This window comes from Burkholderia sp. 9120, from assembly GCF_000745015.1.
Taxonomy (GTDB): Bacteria; Pseudomonadota; Gammaproteobacteria; order Burkholderiales; family Burkholderiaceae; genus Paraburkholderia.
This window is the reverse complement of the sequence record NZ_JQNA01000002.1, coordinates 2578216-2598221: the sequence shown is the minus strand read 5'-3', so window position 1 is coordinate 2598221 and position 20006 is coordinate 2578216. Positions and strand designations below refer to the sequence as shown.

Annotated in this window: 18 protein-coding genes; 13 read left to right on the top strand and 5 right to left on the bottom strand. The window is 63.6% G+C overall.

The features are described 5' to 3' along the window. The first annotated feature begins 271 nt into the window (after positions 1-271). Genes gspD through gspF form a run of 3 tightly spaced genes read left to right on the top strand, consistent with a single transcriptional unit; the run spans position 272 to position 5407 of the window. Entirely contained in the window at positions 272-2638 is a 2367-nt protein-coding gene (gene gspD, locus FA94_RS19750) for a type II secretion system secretin GspD (RefSeq protein ID WP_035554289.1), read from the top strand. Beyond that, positions 2635-4185 carry a type II secretion system ATPase GspE gene (gene gspE, locus FA94_RS19745; protein WP_035554288.1) on the top strand — a complete coding sequence of 517 codons (1551 nt, stop codon included), beginning with the start codon at positions 2635-2637 and terminating at the stop codon, positions 4183-4185. The genes gspD and gspE overlap by 4 nt, the downstream gene beginning before the upstream one ends. Before the next feature lie 4 nt (positions 4186-4189). Beyond that, on the top strand, positions 4190-5407 hold the full coding sequence (gene gspF, locus FA94_RS19740; protein WP_035554287.1) for a type II secretion system inner membrane protein GspF: 1218 nt from the start codon (positions 4190-4192) through the stop codon (positions 5405-5407). A gap of 151 nt (positions 5408-5558) precedes the next feature. Here gspF and FA94_RS19735 read toward each other — a convergent pair whose 3' ends face one another. Beyond that, the gene (locus tag FA94_RS19735; RefSeq protein ID WP_035562549.1) at positions 5559-5972 is read right to left on the bottom strand and encodes a type II secretion system protein N; all 414 of its coding nucleotides are present in this window, start codon (positions 5970-5972) and stop codon (positions 5559-5561) included. Between the two features lie 181 nt (positions 5973-6153). On the opposite strand from FA94_RS19735, the gene gspG reads away from it, so the two are divergent. The 8 genes from gspG (at position 6154) to FA94_RS19695 (ending at position 12697) form a co-directional block, all read left to right on the top strand. After that, entirely contained in the window at positions 6154-6618 is a 465-nt protein-coding gene (gene gspG, locus FA94_RS19730; RefSeq protein ID WP_035554286.1) for a type II secretion system major pseudopilin GspG, read from the top strand. 24 nt (positions 6619-6642) lie between these two features. Then, positions 6643-7122 (top strand): GspH/FimT family pseudopilin, encoded by a 480-nt coding sequence (locus tag FA94_RS19725; protein WP_035554284.1) that lies wholly within the window; start codon positions 6643-6645, stop codon positions 7120-7122. 1 nt (position 7123) lies between these two features. Then, entirely contained in the window at positions 7124-7540 is a 417-nt protein-coding gene (gene gspI, locus FA94_RS19720; protein ID WP_035554282.1) for a type II secretion system minor pseudopilin GspI, read from the top strand. Further along, on the top strand, positions 7518-8195 hold the full coding sequence (locus FA94_RS19715) for a PulJ/GspJ family protein (RefSeq protein ID WP_035554279.1): 678 nt from the start codon (positions 7518-7520) through the stop codon (positions 8193-8195). The genes gspI and FA94_RS19715 overlap by 23 nt, the downstream gene beginning before the upstream one ends. Positions 8196-8910: 715 nt before the next feature. Next, positions 8911-9951, top strand: coding sequence for a type II secretion system minor pseudopilin GspK (gene gspK, locus FA94_RS19710; RefSeq protein WP_051981268.1), 1041 nt, complete (start codon positions 8911-8913; stop codon positions 9949-9951). 28 nt (positions 9952-9979) lie between these two features. Continuing rightward, on the top strand, positions 9980-11389 hold the full coding sequence (gspL, locus tag FA94_RS19705) for a type II secretion system protein GspL (protein WP_035554277.1): 1410 nt from the start codon (positions 9980-9982) through the stop codon (positions 11387-11389). After that, positions 11386-11889 carry a type II secretion system protein M gene (locus tag FA94_RS19700; RefSeq protein WP_035554275.1) on the top strand — a complete coding sequence of 168 codons (504 nt, stop codon included), beginning with the start codon at positions 11386-11388 and terminating at the stop codon, positions 11887-11889. Before gspL ends, FA94_RS19700 begins: the two co-directional genes overlap by 4 nt. A gap of 28 nt (positions 11890-11917) precedes the next feature. Further along, a complete protein-coding gene (locus FA94_RS19695) occupies positions 11918-12697 on the top strand; it encodes a type II secretion system protein N (RefSeq protein WP_035554273.1) in 780 nt (259 codons plus the stop codon). Positions 12698-12847: 150 nt separating this feature from the next. On the opposite strand, the gene FA94_RS19690 is transcribed toward FA94_RS19695, so the two are convergent. Both FA94_RS19690 and FA94_RS19685 read right to left on the bottom strand, forming a co-directional pair. Further along, positions 12848-14425, bottom strand: coding sequence for an efflux transporter outer membrane subunit (locus FA94_RS19690; RefSeq protein WP_035554271.1), 1578 nt, complete (start codon positions 14423-14425; stop codon positions 12848-12850). Positions 14426-14614: 189 nt separating this feature from the next. After that, complete coding sequence (locus FA94_RS19685) at positions 14615-15013, bottom strand: hypothetical protein (protein WP_035554269.1); 399 nt, start codon at positions 15011-15013, stop codon at positions 14615-14617. A gap of 252 nt (positions 15014-15265) precedes the next feature. On the opposite strand from FA94_RS19685, the gene FA94_RS19680 reads away from it, so the two are divergent. Together FA94_RS19680 and FA94_RS19675 are read left to right on the top strand one after the other, a co-directional pair. Continuing rightward, positions 15266-15808, top strand: a complete 543-nt coding sequence (locus tag FA94_RS19680; protein WP_035554267.1) for a MarR family winged helix-turn-helix transcriptional regulator — start codon at positions 15266-15268, stop codon at positions 15806-15808. 135 nt (positions 15809-15943) lie between these two features. Further along, a complete protein-coding gene (locus tag FA94_RS19675; RefSeq protein ID WP_035554265.1) occupies positions 15944-17506 on the top strand; it encodes a DHA2 family efflux MFS transporter permease subunit in 1563 nt (520 codons plus the stop codon). A 117-nt stretch (positions 17507-17623) separates the two neighbouring features. Here FA94_RS19675 and FA94_RS19670 read toward each other — a convergent pair whose 3' ends face one another. Continuing rightward, entirely contained in the window at positions 17624-18112 is a 489-nt protein-coding gene (locus FA94_RS19670) for a hypothetical protein (RefSeq protein ID WP_035554263.1), read from the bottom strand. Between the two features lie 214 nt (positions 18113-18326). Continuing rightward, positions 18327-19943, bottom strand: coding sequence for a glutamate--cysteine ligase (gshA, locus tag FA94_RS19665; RefSeq protein WP_035562542.1), 1617 nt, complete (start codon positions 19941-19943; stop codon positions 18327-18329). Positions 19944-20006 lie beyond the last annotated feature (63 nt).

Sequence of the window (20006 nt, the reverse complement as noted above, 5' to 3'; positions counted from 1 at the left end):
CCAACCTCGCACGAGCTTTCATTTGATTGACGGCAACAAACGGTCTTTAGAGTATTCGCACGGCGCCGTTCGTTTTGTGACAAATCCGACATGAAAAACTGTTACTGTTCATTTTTTTCGGACATAGGGTGGCCGACGAAGCGGGCCAAGTCTGTTCGCAAGGCGGCCTGGCAGACCGATAGGGCGGCGGCCTGTTCCCATGTCCGCACGGCGTGACCGTCGGCAGTTTTGGCTGCCGGCATCGAAACCACATTCCATGAGAATAAATCGTATGGCTTTGCGTCGCGTCGCAACGGCGCTGCTGGTGGCTGGCTTGATCACCGCGCAGACAGCACAGGCACAGGTGACACTGAACTTCGTGAACGCTGACATCGACCAGGTGGCCAAGGCGATCGGCGCGGCCACCGGTAAAACGATCATCGTCGACCCGCGTGTGAAGGGGCAGTTGAACCTGGTGTCGGAAAATGCAGTGCCTGAAGATCAGGCACTGAAGACCTTGCAATCCGCTTTGCGTATGCAGGGCTTCGCCCTGGTCCAGGACCACGGCGTACTGAAGGTCGTACCGGAGGCCGACGCCAAGCTGCAAGGCGTGCCGACCTACGTCGGCAATACGCCGGTCGCGCGGGGCGATCAGGTGATCACGCAGGTGTTCGTGCTGAAGAACGAATCGGCCAACAACCTGCTGCCGGTGCTGCGTCCGCTGATCTCGCCGAACAACACCGTGGCCGCTTACCCGGCCAACAATACGATCGTCGTCACCGACTACGCCGACAACGTACGCCGCATCGCGCAGATCATCGCGGGGGTGGATACGGCGGCGGGCCAGTCGGTGTCGGTCGTGCCGCTGAAGAACGCGAACGCGCTCGACATCGCGCAGCAATTGACCAAGATGCTCGACCCCGGCGCGATCGGCAGTACTGATGCGACGCTGAAGGTGCAAATTACCGCCGACCCGCGCACCAACTCGCTGCTAATCCGCGCGTCGAACGGCGCGCGTCTCGCGGCCGCGAAGACGCTGGCGAAAGAACTCGACGCACCGACCTCGATGCCCGGCAACATCCACGTCGTGCCGCTGCGCAACGCGGACGCGACCAAGCTCGCGAAGACCTTGCGCGGTATGCTCGGCAAGGGTGACACGGGCTCGTCGGCCAGTTCGAACGAAGCCAATTCGTTCAACCAGAACGGCAGTGGCGGCGGTGGCGGTGGCTTAGGCAACAATTCGACGGGCGGCTCCGGTACGCCGCCGTTGCCCTCGGGCGGACTCGGCGGCGGTGGCTCGCTCGGTTCGTCGTCGTTGGGCGGCGGCGGTTCGGGCGGTTATGGCTCGAACGGCGGCGCCGGTGCTGCCGGCCTGCTCGGCGGCGACAAGGACAAGGGCGACGACAATCAGCCCGGCGGCATGATTCAGGCCGACGCTGCATCGAACTCGCTGATCATCACGGCAGCCGAGCCGGTGTACCGCAATCTGCGTGCGGTGATCGACCAGCTCGATGCACGGCGCGCGCAGGTTTATATCGAAGCGCTGATCGTCGAGCTCAACTCGAACACGAACGCGAATCTCGGTATTCAGTGGCAAGTGGCGAACAGTTCGATCTATGCGGGCACGAACCTGACGACGGGCGGCACCGGCAACAGCATCGTCAACCTGACGGGGGCCGCGGCGGTGGCCGCAGCGACCGCGGGGACCGGCGGACTCGCTGGCGCGCTCGCAAGCCAGGGCGGGCTTCAGCAGGGCCTCAACGTTGGTTGGATCCGCAACATTTTCGGTGTGCAGGGATTGGGAGCGCTGCTGCAGGCGCTGTCGCAGACCGCCGACGCGAACGTGTTGTCCACGCCTAACCTGATTACGCTCGACAACGAAGAAGCGAAGATCGTCGTCGGGACGAACGTGCCGATCCAGACCGGTTCGTATTCGAACCTCACGAGTTCCACGGCGAGCTCGGCGTTCAATACCTACGACCGTGTCGACGTGGGCCTGACGCTGCACGTCAAGCCGCAGATTACCGACGGCGGCATTCTCAAGCTGCAGCTCTACACCGAAGACTCGGCGATCGTGAACGGCACGACCAACGTCACGACCAATCCGGCCGGCCCGGAATTCACCAAGCGTTCGATCCAGTCGACGGTGCTCGCCGACAACGGCGAGATCATCGTGCTCGGCGGCTTGATGCAGGACAACTACCAGGTCAGCAACAGCAAGGTGCCGCTGCTCGGCGATATTCCGTGGATCGGCCAGCTGTTCCGTTCGGAGCAGAAGACCCGCAACAAGACCAACCTGATGGTGTTCCTGCGCCCCGTGATCATCAACGATCGCAGCACCGCGCAGGCCGTGACGTCGAACCGTTACGACTACATCCAGGGTGTGCAAGGCGCATACAAGTCGGATAACCGGCTGATCAAGGACAACGACGATCCGGTCATGCCGCCGATGCCGCTCGGCCCGAGTCAGGGTGTGGCGCCGGCCATGAATCTGTTCGATCTCGACCAGATGCGTCGCCAGCAGATGACGCGTCCGCCGCTCAATCTGCCCCCGCCGGCGAATGGTGGTGCGGTGCAGACCAACCCGGTGCCGTCGAACAACGGCGCGGTGCAAAGCAGCCCGACGCCGTCGACCGCAGCGCCTGGAGTGCAGCCGTGAGCACGCCGTCCACGCCGCCGTCAGCGTCGCGTACTGCTGCGTCGACTCAAGCGTCGGCGATGCCGGGCGGTGGCGCGGCTGAACCCGTCGAACGCGGCGCGCCCTCGCCGCTCGCCGCACGCCTCGTGCCGTACGGCTTCGCGCGCAGCGGCCAGATTCTGGTGGCGCACCAGCATCCCGACAGCCTCGAAGTCTGGATCAGCGAACGCACCAGCGAAGCCGCGCTCGCCGAAGTGACACGCAACTTCGGCGCGGTCTCGGTCGTGCGTTTGTCCGCCGATGAACTCGCGCAGGCGATCAACCAGGCGTATGCGCGCCAGGACGGCAGCGCTGCGCAAGTGGTCGGCGAAGTGGAAGGCGAAGTCGATCTGTCGCGCCTGATGCAAGACATTCCCGAGGTCGAGGATCTGCTCGAATCGGAAGACGACGCGCCGATCATCCGCATGATCAACGCGCTGCTGACGCAAGCGGCGCGTGAACAGGCATCGGATATTCACATCGAGCCGTTCGAGACTTCGTCGGTGGTGCGCTTTCGGGTGGACGGCACGCTGCGCGACGTCGTGCGGCCGAAGAAAGCGCTGCACGGCGCGCTGATCTCGCGGATCAAGATCATGGCGCAGCTCGATATCGCCGAAAAGCGTCTGCCGCAAGATGGCCGGATCACGCTGCGCGTCGGCGGTCGTCCGGTCGACGTGCGGGTCTCGACGTTGCCGACAGGTCACGGCGAACGCGCGGTGCTGCGTCTGCTGGAAAAAGACGCGTCGCGCCTGAACCTCGAAGCGCTCGGCATGGGCCGTGACACGCTGGTCAAATTCGACAAGCTGATCGGCAAGCCGCACGGCATCGTGCTGGTGACCGGCCCGACCGGTTCGGGTAAGACGACCACGCTGTATGCAGCGATGTCGCGGCTCGAAACGGCGACCACCAACATCATGACGGTCGAAGACCCGATCGAATACGACCTGTCCGGCATCGGCCAGACGCAGGTCAACGAGCGGATCGGCATGACCTTCGCACGAGCGCTGCGCTCGATTCTGCGGCAGGACCCGGACGTCATCATGATCGGTGAAATCCGCGACCTCGAAACCGCGCAGATCGCGGTGCAGGCCTCGTTGACGGGCCACCTGGTGCTCGCCACCTTGCACACGAACGACGCGGCATCTGCCGTAACGCGTTTGACCGACATGGGTGTCGAACCGTATCTGCTGGCGTCGTCGCTGCTCGGCGTGCTGGCACAGCGACTGGTGCGGCGCCTGTGTCCGGTGTGCCGCGAAGAGCGTACCGAAGAAGACGGCAGCGTGCGCTGGCATCCGGTGGGTTGCGACAAGTGCGGGCAGTCCGGTTATGCGGGACGGCGCGGCGTGTACGAACTGCTGCTGATCGACGACGGGATCCGCTCGCTGGTTCACCGCAACGCGGCCGATTCGGAAATTCTCACGGCAGGCCGCGCGCAAGGTATGCGTACGCTGCGCGAGGACGCGGACCGTTGGCTCGAATCGGGGCTGACGTCACTCGAAGAAGTGATCCGCGTAACGGGCGGAGCGTAAGCGCATGCCGGCATTTCGTTTCGAAGCAATCGACGCGGCGGGCAAGGCGCAAAAAGGCGTGCTCGACGCCGACAGCGCGCGCGGCGCGCGAACCAATCTGCGCTCGCAGGGACTGACGCCGCTCGTCGTCGAACCGGCGGCGTCGCGCACGCGTGGCGAACGCAATCAACGGCTGTCGCTCGGCCGGCGTTTGTCGCAGCGCGAACAGGCAATCCTCACGCGGCAACTCGCGAGTCTGCTGATTGCCGGGCTGCCGCTCGACGAAGCGCTTGCCGTGCTGACCGAGCAATCGGAGCGCGACTACATTCGCGAGCTGATGGCGTCGATTCGCGCGGAAGTGCTCGGCGGCCATTCGCTCGCCAATGCGCTGACGCAGCATCCGAAAGACTTTCCTGAGATTTATCGCGCGCTGGTCGCGGCGGGTGAACACACCGGCAAGCTCGGTCTCGTGCTGTCGCGGCTCGCCGACTACATCGAGCAACGCAACTCGCTCAAGCAGAAGATCGTGCTCGCGTTCACCTATCCGGGCATCGTCACGATTATCGCGTTCGGCATCGTCACGTTTCTGTTGAGCTACGTGGTGCCGCAGGTGGTGAACGTGTTCGCCAGCACCAAACAACAACTGCCGATTCTCACCATCATGATGATGGCGTTGTCCGGGTTCGTGCGGCACTGGTGGTGGGCGATGCTGATCGGCGTGTTGGTGCTCGCGTATCTGGTGCGCTCGATTTTGAGGCAGCCCGGCCCGCGTCTCGCATTCGACCGCTGGCTGTTGACCGCGCCGCTGCTCGGCAAACTCGTGCGCGGCTATAACACCGTGCGCTTTGCCAGCACGCTAGGCATTCTGACCGCGGCGGGCGTGCCGATTCTGCGCGCGCTGCAAGCGGCGGCCGAAACGCTCAGCAACAACGCGATGCGCGAGAACATCGACGATGCGATCGTGCGGGTGCGCGAAGGCACGTCGCTGTCGCGCGCGCTCGGCAATACGAAGACGTTTCCGCCGGTGCTGGTTCACCTGATCCGTTCGGGCGAAGCAACCGGCGACGTGACGACCATGCTCGACCGCGCGGCCGAAGGCGAAGCGAGCGAACTGGAGCGTCGCACGATGTTCCTGACGAGCCTGCTCGAACCGTTGCTGATTCTGGCGATGGGGGGCGTGGTGCTGGTGATCGTGCTGGCGGTGATGCTGCCGATCATCGAGTTGAACAACCTGGTGCAGTAAGGCTGGGGAGTCTGGATTGCGCAGCGGCGGAGGTTGCGTGACGGGGCTCGCGGCCTCGCTGTAGAGCTCAGCACGGCGGCCACCGTTGCGGCGGCCGCGCGATCAGATGAAGCGTCAACTGAAACGAAGCGGCAATTTGATGCGTTTCGCTTCAGCGCACGTAGATCGTGGGACCTGCAGGATTGGCCGGCAGAAATACTTCGGAATGCGCGCCATTGCGGTTGATGATGATCGAGCGGGCACGGACTTCGCCGAGCGTGGCACCTTGCATCAGCGTGCTACCGAGCGACACCGCGTGCGGCGGTTCGCCGCCGACGCTGACGATGGCCGCGGCGCCTTCCGTCAAAGCGAGGATGCCGAACAGATGCACGTCCTGATTGGCGTTGCGCGTGAGCTGTCCGCCGAACAGTGTGGCGGCCTGGTCGGTCGAGACCTGCGCGTGCGCGGCGGCAGCGGGCAACGGCGCACCGGACAACGTGCTGAGCGTGATGACCCAGTAGGTCACCGTCGCGCAAAACACGGCGAACAGTGCGAGCGACAGAAGGCGGATTTGGATAGCGTTCATGCGCATCATTGTACGGACTATTGTGAAAATTGCGTTGGTGGAAAGTGTCTCGGTGTTTTCTGACAACCCTTCAACTGCGTAACATTAAAATGACCGGCCGGGCGTGTTCAATGGCAGCCTGATTGCTGACACGCGGATCCCGCCCCGTCAAAAAATTCCACCTGATAAGAGGTAGCAAGCTATGCAACTGTCGACCACTCGCCGTACTGAAATCGCGGGTTCGCGCAGCCGTCGTCAACGTGGATTCACGCTGATTGAAATCATGGTCGTGATCGCGATTCTGGGCATTCTGGCGGCATTGATCGTACCGAAGATCATGAGTCGTCCGGATGAAGCGCGGCGTGTTGCCGCGAAGCAGGACATCGGCACCGTGATGCAGGCCATGAAGCTTTACCGCCTCGACAACGGCCGTTATCCGACCCAGGAGCAAGGTCTGCGCGCGCTGATCGAAAAGCCGAGCACGGACCCGGTGCCGAACAACTGGAAGGACGGTGGTTATCTTGAACGTCTGCCGAACGATCCGTGGGGCAATGCCTATCAGTATCTGAATCCGGGCGTGCATGGCGAGATCGACGTGTTCAGCTATGGCGCGGACGGCAAGCCAGGCGGCGAAGGCAATGATGCCGACGTCGGGTCGTGGCAGTAATCCGTCGGCGTAGAGAAGATTTTCATGCGAGGTCCACTGCCGAACGGCCGCCGCCGCACCGCGGGTTTTACGCTGCTGGAAATGCTGGTGGTGCTGGTGATCGCGGGCTTGCTGGTGTCGTTGACCGCGCTGACGATCACGCGCAATCCGCGCACCGATCTGAACGAGGAAGCGCAACGTCTCGCGCTGCTGTTCGAGTCGGCCGGCGATGAAGCGCAGGTGCGCGCACGACCGGTTGCATGGCAGCCGGTGGACGGCGGTTTCCGTTTCGATCTGCGCACCGAAGACGGCTGGCGTCCGCTGCGCGACGATCTGCTTGGACCGCGCCGTTGGGAAGGCGGCGTGACGGGTGTGTCGATCAACTATCCCGGTTCGGATACGCAACCGAGCCGGGTGGTGTTCGGCACCGAGGCGATCGACGTGCCTGTGCAGATCACGCTGTTTTCGGCGGCGGGGCGCGCGACGATCGTCGGCACCGGCAATGGCCGCTACGAGGTGCACTGAGATGCGTCGTTGCAGGAGCAGGATGGCTCACGAGAAGGTCGACCGCGCGCAGCGCGGTTTTACGATGATCGAGGTGCTGGTGGCGCTGGCGATCATCGCGGTGGCATTGGCCGCGTCGTTGCGCGCCGTGGGCAGTCTGGCGACTGGCGAGGCCGATTTGCACAAGCGTTTGCTGGCTGGCTGGAGCGCGGACAACACGTTGGCGCAATTGCATTTGACGCATGGCTGGCCGAATGTCGGTTCGACGAGTTTCGATTGTTCGCAGGGTAATTTGCAGTTGATCTGTACTGAGCGTGTGACGGCGACGCCGAACCCGGTGTTTCGTCGGGTGGAAGTGATGGTGACGACGCCTGGCGGTAGAGGCAATCTTGCCCAGATGGTGACGGTGGTCGCGAATGAAACGAACCGTTCGCTCTGAGCGCCGCCGCCGATCGGGCGGGCGTGGCTTCACGCTGATCGAGCTGATGGTCGCGATTGCGATCCTGGCGGTGATTGCCGTGCTGTCGTGGCGCGGGCTTGACCAGATCATTCGTGGCCGGCAGACCATTACGAACGCGATGGAAGACGAGCGCGTGTTTGCGCAGCTGTTCGATCAGATGCGGATCGACGTGCGTCAGGCCGCGTCGGACGACGAAGCGGGTCAGGCGGCGGTGTCGGTGTCGGGCAATGTATTGCAGGTTGTGCGGCAGTTGATGTTGCCCGGGACGGCGCCGCGGTTGCAGGTGGTGCGGTATCGGATTTCCAATGGACGCGTGATTCGGTATGCGTCGCCGCCGTTGGGGAATGCTGGGGATTTGCGGCGCGCGTTGCGCGGTGGTGAAGGCGATGGGTGGAGTGCTGTGCCTTTGATGGGTGGGGTTGGGGCGATCAATGCGCGGTTGTATGTGCCTAAGGTTGGCTGGACTACCCAGATGGGCGATGTGCAGAATGCGATTACCGAGGCGGATAACAATTTGAAGGTTCCCCAGTTGGGGAGTGCGCCGCTGCCGCGGTCGGTTACCGGGCTTGAGGTCAGTATTGGGGCTACTTCGCTGGCGCGGCCAGTGACGCGCGTTTTTCTCGTCGGAGAATGAAATGAGGTTCTGTTTTTTGTCTCCGCGACGCTCTTCGGGTTTTCGTTCTTCTGGACGGGGGTTTTGTTTTTGTCGTTGTTCTGATTGTGTTGGCCTTTCCTTGTTTTCGCGGTGGTCTATTGGCGTTCCCCCTGTGCGGGGGGGCACCTACTTTTCTTTGCTTGCCGCAAAGAAAAGTAGGCAAAAGAAAGCGGCTCACACCGCTAATTCTGAAGCGGGTCCCTCGCGCAGCCACGCCATTGGCTCATCTGGAATCCGTGCCCCCGCACACTCCGCGCTCGTGACAAAGCCATCATCAGCTCCGGCGCCGCTACGCGCGCCGACCGCCAGCTTCGAAAACCAGCGGGGTGCTTTCGCTCCACGCCAAGGCGAAGCCGACGGCCCCCCTAACACGCCAACAAACCCGAGGGGGTTCCTGGTTAGCCGTTCCGACGAGCACGCAGTGCAAGACGGGACGAATGACGGCTTTGTCACAAGCGCGGAGTGTGCGGGGGCACGGATTCCAGATGCACCACTGCCGGTGGTGGACCACGGGGCCCACTTAAGAGTTAGCGGTGTGAGCCGCTTTCTTTTGCCTACTTTTCTTTGCGGCAGGCAAAGAAAAGTAGGTGCCCCCCCGCACAGGGGGAACGCCAATAGACCACCGCGAAAACAAGGAAAGGCCAACAACAAGACCACAAGCCTAACCAGAAAAAACCAAGAAACCGGCGTAGCCATAATCAGCGCTCTGCTGGTAGTCGCGCTATCAGCGATCCTGGTCTCCGGCATGCTCTGGCGCCAGCAAGTCCAAATCCGCCGGATAGAAAACCAGCGCCTGCTGTCCCAGGCCCAATGGGTCTCGCGAGGCGCGCTGGACTGGACACGCCTGATCCTGCGCTCGGAAGGCGACACCTCAGCGGGCATAACGTACCTGGGCGGCCTATGGGGCGTCCCCATCGCCAAAACGCGCCTATCGGATTTCTTAGGCCAGATCGGCGAAGCCCGCTCCGCCCAGGGCGCCGAAACCTACCTGTCAGGCTCGATAGAAGACGCCCAATCCAAGTTCAATCTGCGAAACCTGGTCTCAAGCCCGGCCCCAGGCGTCATGCAACTGAACGTGGAGCAAATCGCCTCCTACCAGCGCCTATTGGTCTCGCTAGGCATAAGCGGCCAGCTAGCCAAAGCAACCGCCCTGCAAGTCCGCGCAAGCCTGGGCCAATCGGCGACCCGCTTCCAGACGATCACGTCGACCAACGGCACAGCACCGACCCCAACGCCGCAAGGCGGCGCCACCGGCGGTACGTTCACCGATAAACCCGGCATGGAAGACAGCAACGACAACTCCGCGCAAGCCCCGCTGCAATTAACCAGCGTCGACTCGCTGCTCGATATCCCCGGCTACACGCCGGAAACCGTCGCGCGCCTGCGCCCGTTCGTCACCGTGCTGCCCACCGTCTCGGCGGTCAACATGAACACCGCCTCGGCGGAAGTGGTCGCGGCCATCGTGCCGGGCATGAGCCTGTCGTCCGCGCAAGCATTCGTCGCACGTCGGCAAACCGTGTTCTTCCATAACGCCAGCGACGTGATGCTCGCGCTGCAAGGCGCCGGCGCCCAGCAAGCCTCAATCGACCCGAATCAGCTCGACGTCAACACCAGCTATTTCCTGATCCACGGCCGCGTGCAGCATGAACGCGCGGAAGTCGATCGCACCACCCTCGTCTATCGCGATCCATTGACTCACACTACGCGTATCGTGCGAGTACAAGACCAACTATGAATAACGCCTTTCCCAGAGAGAGTGGCCTTTGAGCACGCTGATCGTCCTACTCCCGCCGCGTGATCCGGCGGTGCCATCGCAGGAATGGCAACTGCCGGAGCTGCCGTTCGTGCTGCTCGACAAGTCAGGCCGCACCCAGCGCGCCGGACGCTCGTCGCTCGCGCTGCTGCCGCGCGCGTCGTCGACGGTGCTGATGGTCGCCGCCCGCGATCTGCTGATGATGCCGACCACGCTGCCGCCGCTGCGCGGTCCGAAGCTGCGTCAGGCCCTGCCGAATATCGTCGAGGATCAACTGATCCAGGACCCGCAAACCTGTCACATCGCCGTCGACCCGAAACCGCTCGCGGGCGGTAAGCAGATGCTCGCGATCATCGACCGTGGCTGGTTCCGCTTTATCTGCGAAGCCTTCTCGGCCGCCGGACACCGCAGCCTGCGCGCCGTGCCGGTCACGCGCTGCCTGCCGCAAGCCGTCTCGCCCGATGTGCCCGCTGAAGTCGCCGAACTGGTCAGCGCAGGTGAACCCGGCGTGGGCGGCGCTGCTCAGGTGGCGACGTCGCTGCCGGGCGTCGCGCCGGTGGTCGCGCCCGGCGTGGCGTCCGTCATGCCGATGGTGGCGACGGTGCTCGGCGCGGTGGTCCAGACCGCGCCCGCGCTGCTGCTCGAAAGCGTGGTCGACAGCGGCGTGCCGCGCGTCGAACTGGCCATTGCTCGCGGCGTACAAGGCGAAGGGCTGGCGGTGCCGGCCACCGCCGTCAACGCGACACTCGCCGCGCTCGCGGGTGCGGCGCCCGTCTCGCTGTACATGCTGACCGAACTGCCGGGCAATGAGCCCAGCCTCGCTGCAAAAAGCCCGGCGCGGTTGGCTGCGCACATCCACGGAGCGAGTCCGCTGCCGTTCGAGCAACTGGCGCGGCGCGCGCTGGAATGCCGCTTCGACCTGTGCCAGTTCGAGTTCGCGTCGCAGCCGTGGCGGCTCGACCGCGCGACGCTGCGCCGTCTGCGTTTGCCGGTGTTGCTCGGCGTCGGCGCGCTGGTCGTGGCGATTGTCGGCATGAACGTGCAGTGGCTGATGCTCGCGCATCAACGCGACGCGATCAACACGCAGATGACTGAGCTGCTGCTCAACACCTTCCCGAAGACGACCGTCGTGCTCGACGCGCCCGATCAGATGTCGCGCCAATTGCAGCAACTGCGCGTGGCGGCGGGTGAGCTGTCGCCGGACGACTTCCTGTCGCTCGCCGACGGCCTCGCGCGCTCGCTGGCGCCGGTGCCGGTCAACGGCATCGCCGCGCTCGATTATCACGACCGTCGCCTCGACGTGACCTTCAAACCCGAGGTGAAACTCGATCCGGACTTCGCCAAGCGCCTCGCGCGCAACGGCCTGACTGGCGAGATCGACAGCAACACCGGCAAGTGGACCATCAGGAACGGACAATGAAAGCTGAACTCGCTCAAACATGGGCCGGATTCTGGGACCAGCGCTCCGAGCGCGAAAAAACCATCCTCGCGTGGGGCAGCGGTGTCCTCGCGGTGGTGATCGCGTGGTCGGTGCTGTGGGCGCCGGCGCAGGAGGGCCGCGCGCATCTGAAGGAATCGCTGCCGAGCCTGCAACGGCAACTCGCTTCGATGACCGCGCAGTCGAACGAAGCGCGTACGTTGTCGGCGGCCGCGCAAGGCGTCGCGCCGACCGGCGCCGCGTTGAAGGATGCGCTCGCCGCGTCGCTCACCGATCACGGTCTTGCCGCGACGCAGGTGCAGGTGATCGGCAATGCCGTGCAGATCCAGATGAAGAACGCGTCGTTTCCGGCGTGGACGAGCTGGGTCGACGACGCGCGCAAGCAGTTCAAGGTGCAAGTCGCCGAAGCGCACGTGACCGCGTTGAAGGACGATGGCCAGGTGGATCTGACGGCGTCGTTGCAGCCGTCCACCGCGAAATGATCGCGGCGTCGTCACAGGATTTTCTCGCATGACTTACTGGATGCGGCGCCTACGCGTCGCGCTACCCTGGCTCGTGGTTGCGGTGTTGTCGGCCGCAGCTGTGATGCTCACGCTGTTGCCGGCCGCCTGGATCACCCCGCAATTCGCCAGACAGACCGGCGGTCACGTCAATCTCGTCAACCCGGCGGGCTCGCTGTGGCACGGTTCGGCCACGCTGATGCTGGCCGCCGGCGCCGATACGAGCGCGGCGACGCTGCTGCCCGGACGGATCGAATGGCAGACGGCGTTCTGGCCGCTCTTCACCGGCCGTGTGCGGATGACCATGCGGCACAGCGAGGCGATGCCGGAGCCGATCACCGTCGACGCCACGCTGCGCACCGCCACGGTGACGCCCGGCACGATCGCCGTGCCGGCTTCGTTGCTGAGCGGTTTGGGCGCGCCGTTCAATACGCTCGATTTGCAGGGCGATGTGCAACTGTCGTGGTCTGACTGGCGTCGCTTCAATCACGAAGCGTTCGGTCAGATGACGATCATGCTCACCGACGCCAGTTCGCGCGTTTCGCTGGTCAGGCCGCTGGGGTCGTACCGGGTGGTGTTTCAGGCGCAGGGCGCGTCGTCGACGCTCGATCTGACGACCATCAAGGGGCCGTTGATGCTGTCGGGGAACGGCACGGTGTCGGCGGCTTCGACGGAGTTTCATGGCACGGCGAGCGCCGCGCCCGAAGCGCGCGATAACCTCGCGGGACTGCTGAATCTACTGGGACGGCCGAGCGGTCCGGATACGGTGGCGCTGACGTTTGCGCATTGATTGGCATGTCGGACGGGTAAGCGGGCGGCTGGCGGGCGCTTAGCGAACGCGCTTTGTTTTTGCGCACAGACTCGCTGCATTACTCGCACCGATAAAAAAGGCCTGGACGCATTTCGCGGCCAGGCCTTTTTACTTCATCCGTCATTGCGCCTATTTGTTCTGCGACGCCGGCATCTCCGGCGGCGTCGCGCCGCTCTGTGCAACCGGCATGGCCGACGATGCCGGCAACGGCGCGGGTGCCGCGACATCGCCCGTTTCGCGGTTCATCTGCGCGATGTCCCAGCCGCCGCCCAGCGCCTTCACCAGACCAACCGACGACACCATCCGCTGTCCGGCGATGGTTTCGAGCTTCTGCTCCGCCGTGAACGCGGTAGTTTGCGCGGTCAGTACGTTGACGTAAGCGACCGTGCCCGCCTTGTACTCATTCGTGACGATGGCGAGCGCCTGACGCGCCGAATCCACCGCTTGCTGCTGCACGACGATTTCCTGTTCGAGAATGCGCTGCGACGCGAGGTTGTCCTCGACATCCTGGAACGCGGCCAGCACCGTTTGACGGTAGCTCGCGACGTCCTGGTCGTAAGCCGCGCGCGCGGCTTCGGTTTTCGCCTGGCGCAGACCTGCGTCGAACAGCGTCGCGGCGAGTTGCGGGCCGACCGTCCAGAAACGCGACGGCATGGTCAGCAATTGCGAGAACACCGAATTTTCGTAGCCGCCCGTGGCCGACAGCGTCAAGGTCGGGAAGAACGCGGCGATCGCGACGCCGATCTGTTCGTTCGCCGCCGCGGCCTTGCGTTCCGCCGACGCAATGTCCGGCCGCCGCTCGAGCAGCGCCGACGGCATCTGCTCGGGTACGGCAGGCGGCGTGGCGGTCAGCGGCGATGCCGCAATCGCGAAGGTCGAGGCCGGTTCGCCGACCAGCACGGCGATTGCATGCTCGTCTTGAGCGCGTTGCACGCCGTTGTCGATCGCGGCGGCCTGCGCCGATTGCAATTGCGTTTGCGCCTGAATCACGTCGGAGCGCGCCGCGACACCGGCCGCGTATTGATTCTGCGTGAGTTGCAGCGAGCGCTGATAGGCCGCGACGGTATCGTCGAGCAGCTTCTGGCTGGAGTCGAGCGCGCGCAGCGAGAAGTACGTTTGCGCGAGCGTGGCCTGGGCGGACAGCCGCGCGTTCGCGAGGTCCGCGGCGGCGCCTTGCTGACCGGCTTTCTGCGAATTCACCGAGCGAGTCACCGAACCCCACAGATCCGGCTCCCAGCTCGCCTGGAGTTGCGCGTTGAAGCTGTTGTTGACGCCCGAGCGGCTCGTTGCCGTCGTCGAATTGCCGCTCGACGACGAGCCGTTGCCCGAGCGCGTTGCGCCCGCCGATGCACCGATAGTCGGGAAATACGCTGCCCTCGCCTGGCCGACCAGCGCGCGCGCCTGCCGGTAAGCGGCGGCGTATTGGGCGACGGTCTGGTTCGCGACGTTCAGCTTGTCTTCGAGCGCGTTGAGTTGCGGGTCCTGATAAATGGTCCACCAGGCGCCACGATCCTGCTGATCAGCGGGTTCCGCGATTTTCCAGCCGGGCGCTGCTTCCTTGTACGAAGCGGGAATTTCCGCCGCCGGCCGCCGGTAGTCGGGGCCGACCACGCAAGCGGTGAGCAGGCTGGCGAGGGCAGCGGCTACCGCGATGGTCAGGGCGCGAGGCGCAAACGTCCGCGCGCGCGAGATTCGATCAGACTGCATGCAATTGATTCCTTCAGGACGCCGCGGCGCCGGCAACGGCGGCACCACTGGCCGGGCGAGATCATGGTCTGCCGGAATGTTAGCGTATGAGCCCGCCTGAGCGCGGGAAACTGAAAGGGTAATGCGGGGAAGAGCGCAGGTGTGTTACTGAGGGTGTCGCGATGGTTACGTGCTGTTACTGGCCGCGCGTCAAACGCGCGATTCCGTCGACTTGGTTTGGCGGGCCTGTTTGCCGGCGGCCGCGCGGCACGGCGCGTCGCCGCGCGCGAGGCACGGACCGGCGGCAGCCACCAGATTGCCCGGTTGAAGCGCCGAGCCCGGGGCGCCGGCGGAATGCCCGGCATGAGCAACACTCGCCGACGAGGCCGGCGCGCCGAGCAGCTTCACCGCCGCCACCTTGCCGCTTTTGCGTGCCCGCCGATGCTCGACCCACGCCAATACCGCCACGCCCACCGACCCGCCGGGCAGCACGAACAACACCGCGAATAGCGCCAGTTTCCACCAGCGGTGCGGGCCTTGAAAGCTGTTCAGCGCGGAATCGGTCAGGGAGCGGCTCAAGCCGCCAAGCGTGTTTTTGAGGTACAGCATGGGGGAAATCCTTTTTCGCACGACGCGTTTGCGGCGTGCAGACAATCGGTCAGAACATGGTCTCGGGTGGCGCGGATCGCGCGTAACTCGTTGCCTATAATAATATTGACTATGCAATTAAATTTCAAGATACTTTGCTCCGGGCGAAACCATACCGTTGTTTTTTGACGGTTTGCCCTACGCGAAATCAGATTTGACTTGTCTGCTTAGGCAGCTAAGATTCGATCTGCTTGATGATGTCCCGAAAACACAATGACTGACGGTCCCTACAAGGCGGACGAGATTCACCTCGAATCGAGTCTTGGCTATTACCTGTCGAAAGCGCGGAATGTGCTGGTCGAGCGAACCGACCGTGCCGTCAAGCCGCTGGGGCTGACCGCGCAGCAGATCGGCGTGGTGCTGATGTTGTCGTCGGGGCGGGCGAATACGCCATTCGAGTTGTCGCGCGCCATGTCTTACGACAGCGGATCCATGACGCGCCTGCTCGATCGCCTTGAAAAGAAAGGCTTTATCGTGCGCACGCGCAGCGAAGCCGATCGCCGCATGGTGAAACTGGAGCTGACGCCGCAAGGCCACGAAGCTGCGCGGCAGTTGCCGGGGCTCGGCGCGGAAGTGCTGAACGAGCAGTTGCGCGGCTTTTCCACCGCCGACCTGACCACGTTGATCGACCTGCTCGCGCGCTTTATCGCGAACGGTATCAGCGAGGGCATCAGCGCGGGCTGCGGGTTAGGCGCGCACGATGAATCGCAGCAGGCAGCACCCGAAGCATCGTCGCCGGAGCGCGGCGAACCCTAATCACACGGCGCTTTTGAGGGCGTCGAAGTCTGAGGATATCTGTCTGGGCAGAGAGTGATCCGGCATATAAGCACACCGGTTGATGGGTGCGATAAAGCTGCCGCGACAAGCTTTCCCGGCTGAGGAGAAGAACCTATGAGCGCTACGGCTCCCGCCGCCGCCCTACCCGCCGCCGAACCCGCGCAGCTCAAAGGCGGCACGCTGGCCCTGCTCACCGTCGGCCTTGCGCTCGGCACGTTTATGGAAGTGCTCGACACATCGATTGCGAACGTCGCGGTGCCGACCATTTCCGGCAGCCTTGGCGTGGCGACCAGCCAGGGCACCTGGGTGATTTCGTCGTATTCGGTTGCTTCGGCGATTGCGGTGCCGCTGACCGGCTGGCTCGCGCGGCGCGTGGGCGAAGTGCGGCTTTTCACGCTGTCCGTGCTGCTGTTCACAATCGCCTCGGCGCTGTGCGGCTTCGCGCATAACTTCGAGTCGCTGATCGCGTTCCGGTTGCTGCAAGGGCTCGTGTCCGGACCGATGGTGCCGCTTTCGCAGACCATTCTGATGCGCTCGTATCCACCGGAAAAGCGCGGCCTCGCGCTCGGCCTATGGGCGATGACCGTGATCTGCGCGCCGATCTTCGGCCCCGTGATGGGCGGCTATATCACCGACAACTACACGTGGCCGTGGATCTTCTACATCAACGTGCCGATCGGTTTGTTCTCGGCGGTGTGCGCGTACCTGCTGTTGCGTGGCCGCGAAACGAAGATCACCAAACAGCGTATCGACGCGGTCGGGCTCGCGTTGCTGGTGATCGGCGTGTCGTGCCTGCAGATGGTGCTCGACCTCGGCAAGGACCGCGACTGGTTCAACTCCACGTTCATCGTGACGCTGGCGATCATCGCGGTGGTGTCGCTCGCCTTCATGCTGGTGTGGGAGACGACGGAGAAAGAGCCGGTCGTCGATCTCTCGCTGTTCAAGGATCGCAATTTCGCGCTCGGCGTGGTGATCATTTCATTCGGCTTCATGGCCTTCTTCGGCTCGGTGGTGATTTTCCCGCTGTGGCTTCAGACGGTGATGGGCTACACGGCCGGGCTCGCCGGGCTCGCCACCGCGCCGGTCGGTCTGCTCGCACTGTTTTTATCGCCGATGATCGGCCGGAACATGCACCGCCTGAATCTGCGCGTGGTGGCGAGTTTCGCGTTCATCGTGTTTGCGTTCGTCTCGATCTGGAACTCGACCTTTACGCTCGACGTCCCGTTCAATCATGTGATCTGGCCGCGGATTGTGCAAGGCATCGGCGTGGCGTGCTTCTTCGTGCCGATGACGACGATTACGCTGTCGAGCGTGTCGGATGAGCGGCTCGCGAGTGCGTCCGGTCTGTCGAACTTTTTCCGGACTTTGTCGGGCGCGATCGGCACGGCGATCAGTACGACGTATTGGGAAAACGACATGATCCGCCATCACGCGATGCTGACCGATTCGGTCAACGTCTATGCGGACAATACGAATGCGTATACCAATGCGTTGGCCAGCATTGGTTTGACGGGCGATAGCATCACCGCGCAGTTGAATCAGGTGGTCACCGCGCAGGCTTATATGATGGCCACGAACGATTTCTTCCGGATTTCCTGTGCGGCTTTTCTCGCGCTGGCGGTGCTGGTTTGGTTCACCAGGCCGCGCAAGGGTGCTGGACCTTCGTTGGGCCATTAAGCCAGGCCTTCACGTTAAAACGAAGACGCGCGACGAAGCGGAGTTTGTCCAAGCTCCTAGTCGCGCGTTTTCGTTTTTGGCTTCGGCTCCAGCTTCCGCTAAGGCCGAAACCGCTCTTCACTGCGTCAATGCTTCGCCATTCGTCGACGGGATCGACTGACTCTGCGAAACATCCGGATGCGCCGCCGGTTTCACACCGTCCCCACTCTGCGGCGTACCGTTCGCGACCCCGCGCACGTACTCCTTGAAGTCGGCGCCCGCTTCCCACGGATTCGGCTTGCAACCCATCGCGCCATCGCAATGCGCGGCGAAGCCGATCGTCGCGGTGCCGTCGGGGTTCGCGGTGCGCGTGATCTGATACGCCAGCGCCCGTTTGCCGCCGTCGGGGCCGGCGGTTTGAATCAAGGTGTCGGTGGCGGATTCGATCTTGTACTTCGAGTGACCCGACACCCACGTTTGCGCGCGTTGCCACCAGACGTCGCACTGAGCTTTGCTCGTGCACGTCAACGGCGTTGTCGCGATCTGCATCACGTCCGGGTTGACCTGCCCTTGTGTCGAACACCCCGCCGCCGCTGCGCACAACACAGCCAACAGACCTTTTTTCATCACGTTGATTCCTCCCTCGCTGGAGTGCGTCATGCAAGTTTGGACCGTCCTGTCGATGCGGTGTTTCATCTGCATCAGAGAATCGTCAGAGCGTGCGGAGAATTTGCCGATATCGCGCGGCGCTCGACCGCTTTTGACGTAGACGTTACCTGCGCACAAAGAAAAAGCGGCCACGTGGGCCGCTTTTCGTCGTACGCGCTGGCGTGCTCGCCGCTTAGACGCTGAAGCGATTCAACGTGTAGGCCCGATAAGCCGCGACGAATGCATCGAACGAACCGACTTCTTCCTGTTCGAGCTGGGTTTGCTCCGCGAGCGACTGCGCAGCGAGGTCGGTGAACACCTTCGTTTCCTCGGCATCCAGCGGACGCGCGCGGAAATGCGCAGCGTGCGCTTCGCTCTGTTCGAGACCGAACGCGAGGAAGCTCTGCTGCTTGTCGCGCATGGTTTGCAGCACGCGTGCCGACGGCGTCAGCGACGCATCCGTGAGCTTCGCGCGCTGCACTGCCACTGAGCGTGCATGCGCGTCGCCGCCGTGCAAAGCGTCGAGCGTTGCTGCTGCGGCGTCGATCTTGAGCATCAACTCGTTGGCCCAGTCGAGCATGGCGACCGGCTGACCGTCGCGCGTCAGTTCGAGGCCGGGCTTGCGGCCTTCCATCGTCACGCGGCCGAAGTTCTGGTTCGCTTCCGCGTAGGCGTCCGGCGGCAGCAACGCGCTGTCGTCGAGCGCGCAAACCAGCAGGTAGGCGTCGAGAAAACGCGACGTCTCGAGCGAAATACCAGTCGGCTCGAACGGATCGATGTCCATGCAGCGCACTTCGACGTATTGCACGCCGCGCGCGGCCAACGCATGCAGCGGACGCTCGCCCGGATACGTGACGCGCTTCGGACGGATTGTCGAGTAGAACTCGTTTTCGATCTGCAGCACGTTGGTGTTGATCTGCACCCACTCGCCGTTGCGTTGCGTGCCGATTGCCTCGTACGCGGGGTACGGCTGGCTCACGGCTTTTGCAAGCGCGTCGAGATAGCCCGGCAGCGTGTCGTAGTCGGCATGCAACTCGGCCTGCGCCGTGGTGTTCGAATAGCCGAGGTCGCTCATGCGCAGGCTGGTCGCGTATGGACGGTACAACGTGTCGGCGTCGAAGCTGTCGAGCGTGTGTTGTCGATCGCGCAGGAAGCGCCGATCCAGCGCCGGCGACGCGCCGAACAGATACATCAGCAGCCAGTTGGTGCGGCGGAAATTGCGGATCAGCGCGAGATAGCGCTCGGACTGATAGTCGACGGCGTTCGCGGTGGATTGCTGATCGGCATGCAGCACTCGCCAGACTTCTTCGTTCAGCGAATAGTTGTAGTGGATGCCCGCAATACACTGCATCGTGCGGCCGTAACGCAGCGCGAGACCAATGCGGTAAACGTACTTCAATTTGCCGATGTTCGAGTTGCCGTAACGCGCGATCGGAATGCCTTCGTCGGTGTCGGGCAGCAGGCCCGGCATCGAGTTGTTCCACAGGATCTCGCCGTCGAGTTCTGCGTAGACGAAACGGTGCAGCGTATCGAGCTTCCCGAGCGTCAGCGCGACGTCGTGCTCAGCCGGCGTGATCAGTTCGATCAGCGCTTCGGAATAGTCAGTAGTGAGCGACGGATGCGTGAGCGCCGAACCCAGCGTACGCGGATGCGGCGTCAACGTGAGTTGGCCCTCGTGCGTGACGCGCAGGCTTTCCTTTTCGATGCCGCGCAAGCCGCGCAACAGCGCGTCGCGCTGCGGGCCTGAGGTCAACACGGACAGGCGGTGCGAGAACGCGTCGGTCGTGCGGGAAGGTGTGGTGTTTGGCATTGAGGCGAGTCGGGCGTTGTCGGCCGCCATGTGCCGCTGCGCTGCTCGCTGGCAGCACGGCGC

What these genes read in the sequence shown, in the direction of transcription:
- gspD (WP_035554289.1), top strand. Translation starts at nt 272, where the DNA reads ATGGCTTTGCGTCGCGTCGCAACGGCGCTGCTGGTGGCTGGCTTGATC.
- gspF (WP_035554287.1), top strand. Translation starts at nt 4,190, where the DNA reads ATGCCGGCATTTCGTTTCGAAGCAATCGACGCGGCGGGCAAGGCGCAA.
- FA94_RS19735 (WP_035562549.1), bottom strand. Translation starts at nt 5,972, where the DNA reads ATGAACGCTATCCAAATCCGCCTTCTGTCGCTCGCACTGTTCGCCGTG.
- gspG (WP_035554286.1), top strand. Translation starts at nt 6,154, where the DNA reads ATGCAACTGTCGACCACTCGCCGTACTGAAATCGCGGGTTCGCGCAGC.
- FA94_RS19725 (WP_035554284.1), top strand. Translation starts at nt 6,643, where the DNA reads ATGCGAGGTCCACTGCCGAACGGCCGCCGCCGCACCGCGGGTTTTACG.
- gspI (WP_035554282.1), top strand. Translation starts at nt 7,124, where the DNA reads ATGCGTCGTTGCAGGAGCAGGATGGCTCACGAGAAGGTCGACCGCGCG.
- FA94_RS19715 (WP_035554279.1), top strand. Translation starts at nt 7,518, where the DNA reads ATGAAACGAACCGTTCGCTCTGAGCGCCGCCGCCGATCGGGCGGGCGT.
- FA94_RS19700 (WP_035554275.1), top strand. Translation starts at nt 11,386, where the DNA reads ATGAAAGCTGAACTCGCTCAAACATGGGCCGGATTCTGGGACCAGCGC.
- FA94_RS19695 (WP_035554273.1), top strand. Translation starts at nt 11,918, where the DNA reads ATGACTTACTGGATGCGGCGCCTACGCGTCGCGCTACCCTGGCTCGTG.
- FA94_RS19690 (WP_035554271.1), bottom strand. Translation starts at nt 14,425, where the DNA reads ATGCAGTCTGATCGAATCTCGCGCGCGCGGACGTTTGCGCCTCGCGCC.
- FA94_RS19685 (WP_035554269.1), bottom strand. Translation starts at nt 15,013, where the DNA reads ATGCTGTACCTCAAAAACACGCTTGGCGGCTTGAGCCGCTCCCTGACC.
- FA94_RS19680 (WP_035554267.1), top strand. Translation starts at nt 15,266, where the DNA reads ATGACTGACGGTCCCTACAAGGCGGACGAGATTCACCTCGAATCGAGT.
- FA94_RS19675 (WP_035554265.1), top strand. Translation starts at nt 15,944, where the DNA reads ATGAGCGCTACGGCTCCCGCCGCCGCCCTACCCGCCGCCGAACCCGCG.
- FA94_RS19670 (WP_035554263.1), bottom strand. Translation starts at nt 18,112, where the DNA reads ATGAAAAAAGGTCTGTTGGCTGTGTTGTGCGCAGCGGCGGCGGGGTGT.
- gshA (WP_035562542.1), bottom strand. Translation starts at nt 19,943, where the DNA reads ATGCCAAACACCACACCTTCCCGCACGACCGACGCGTTCTCGCACCGC.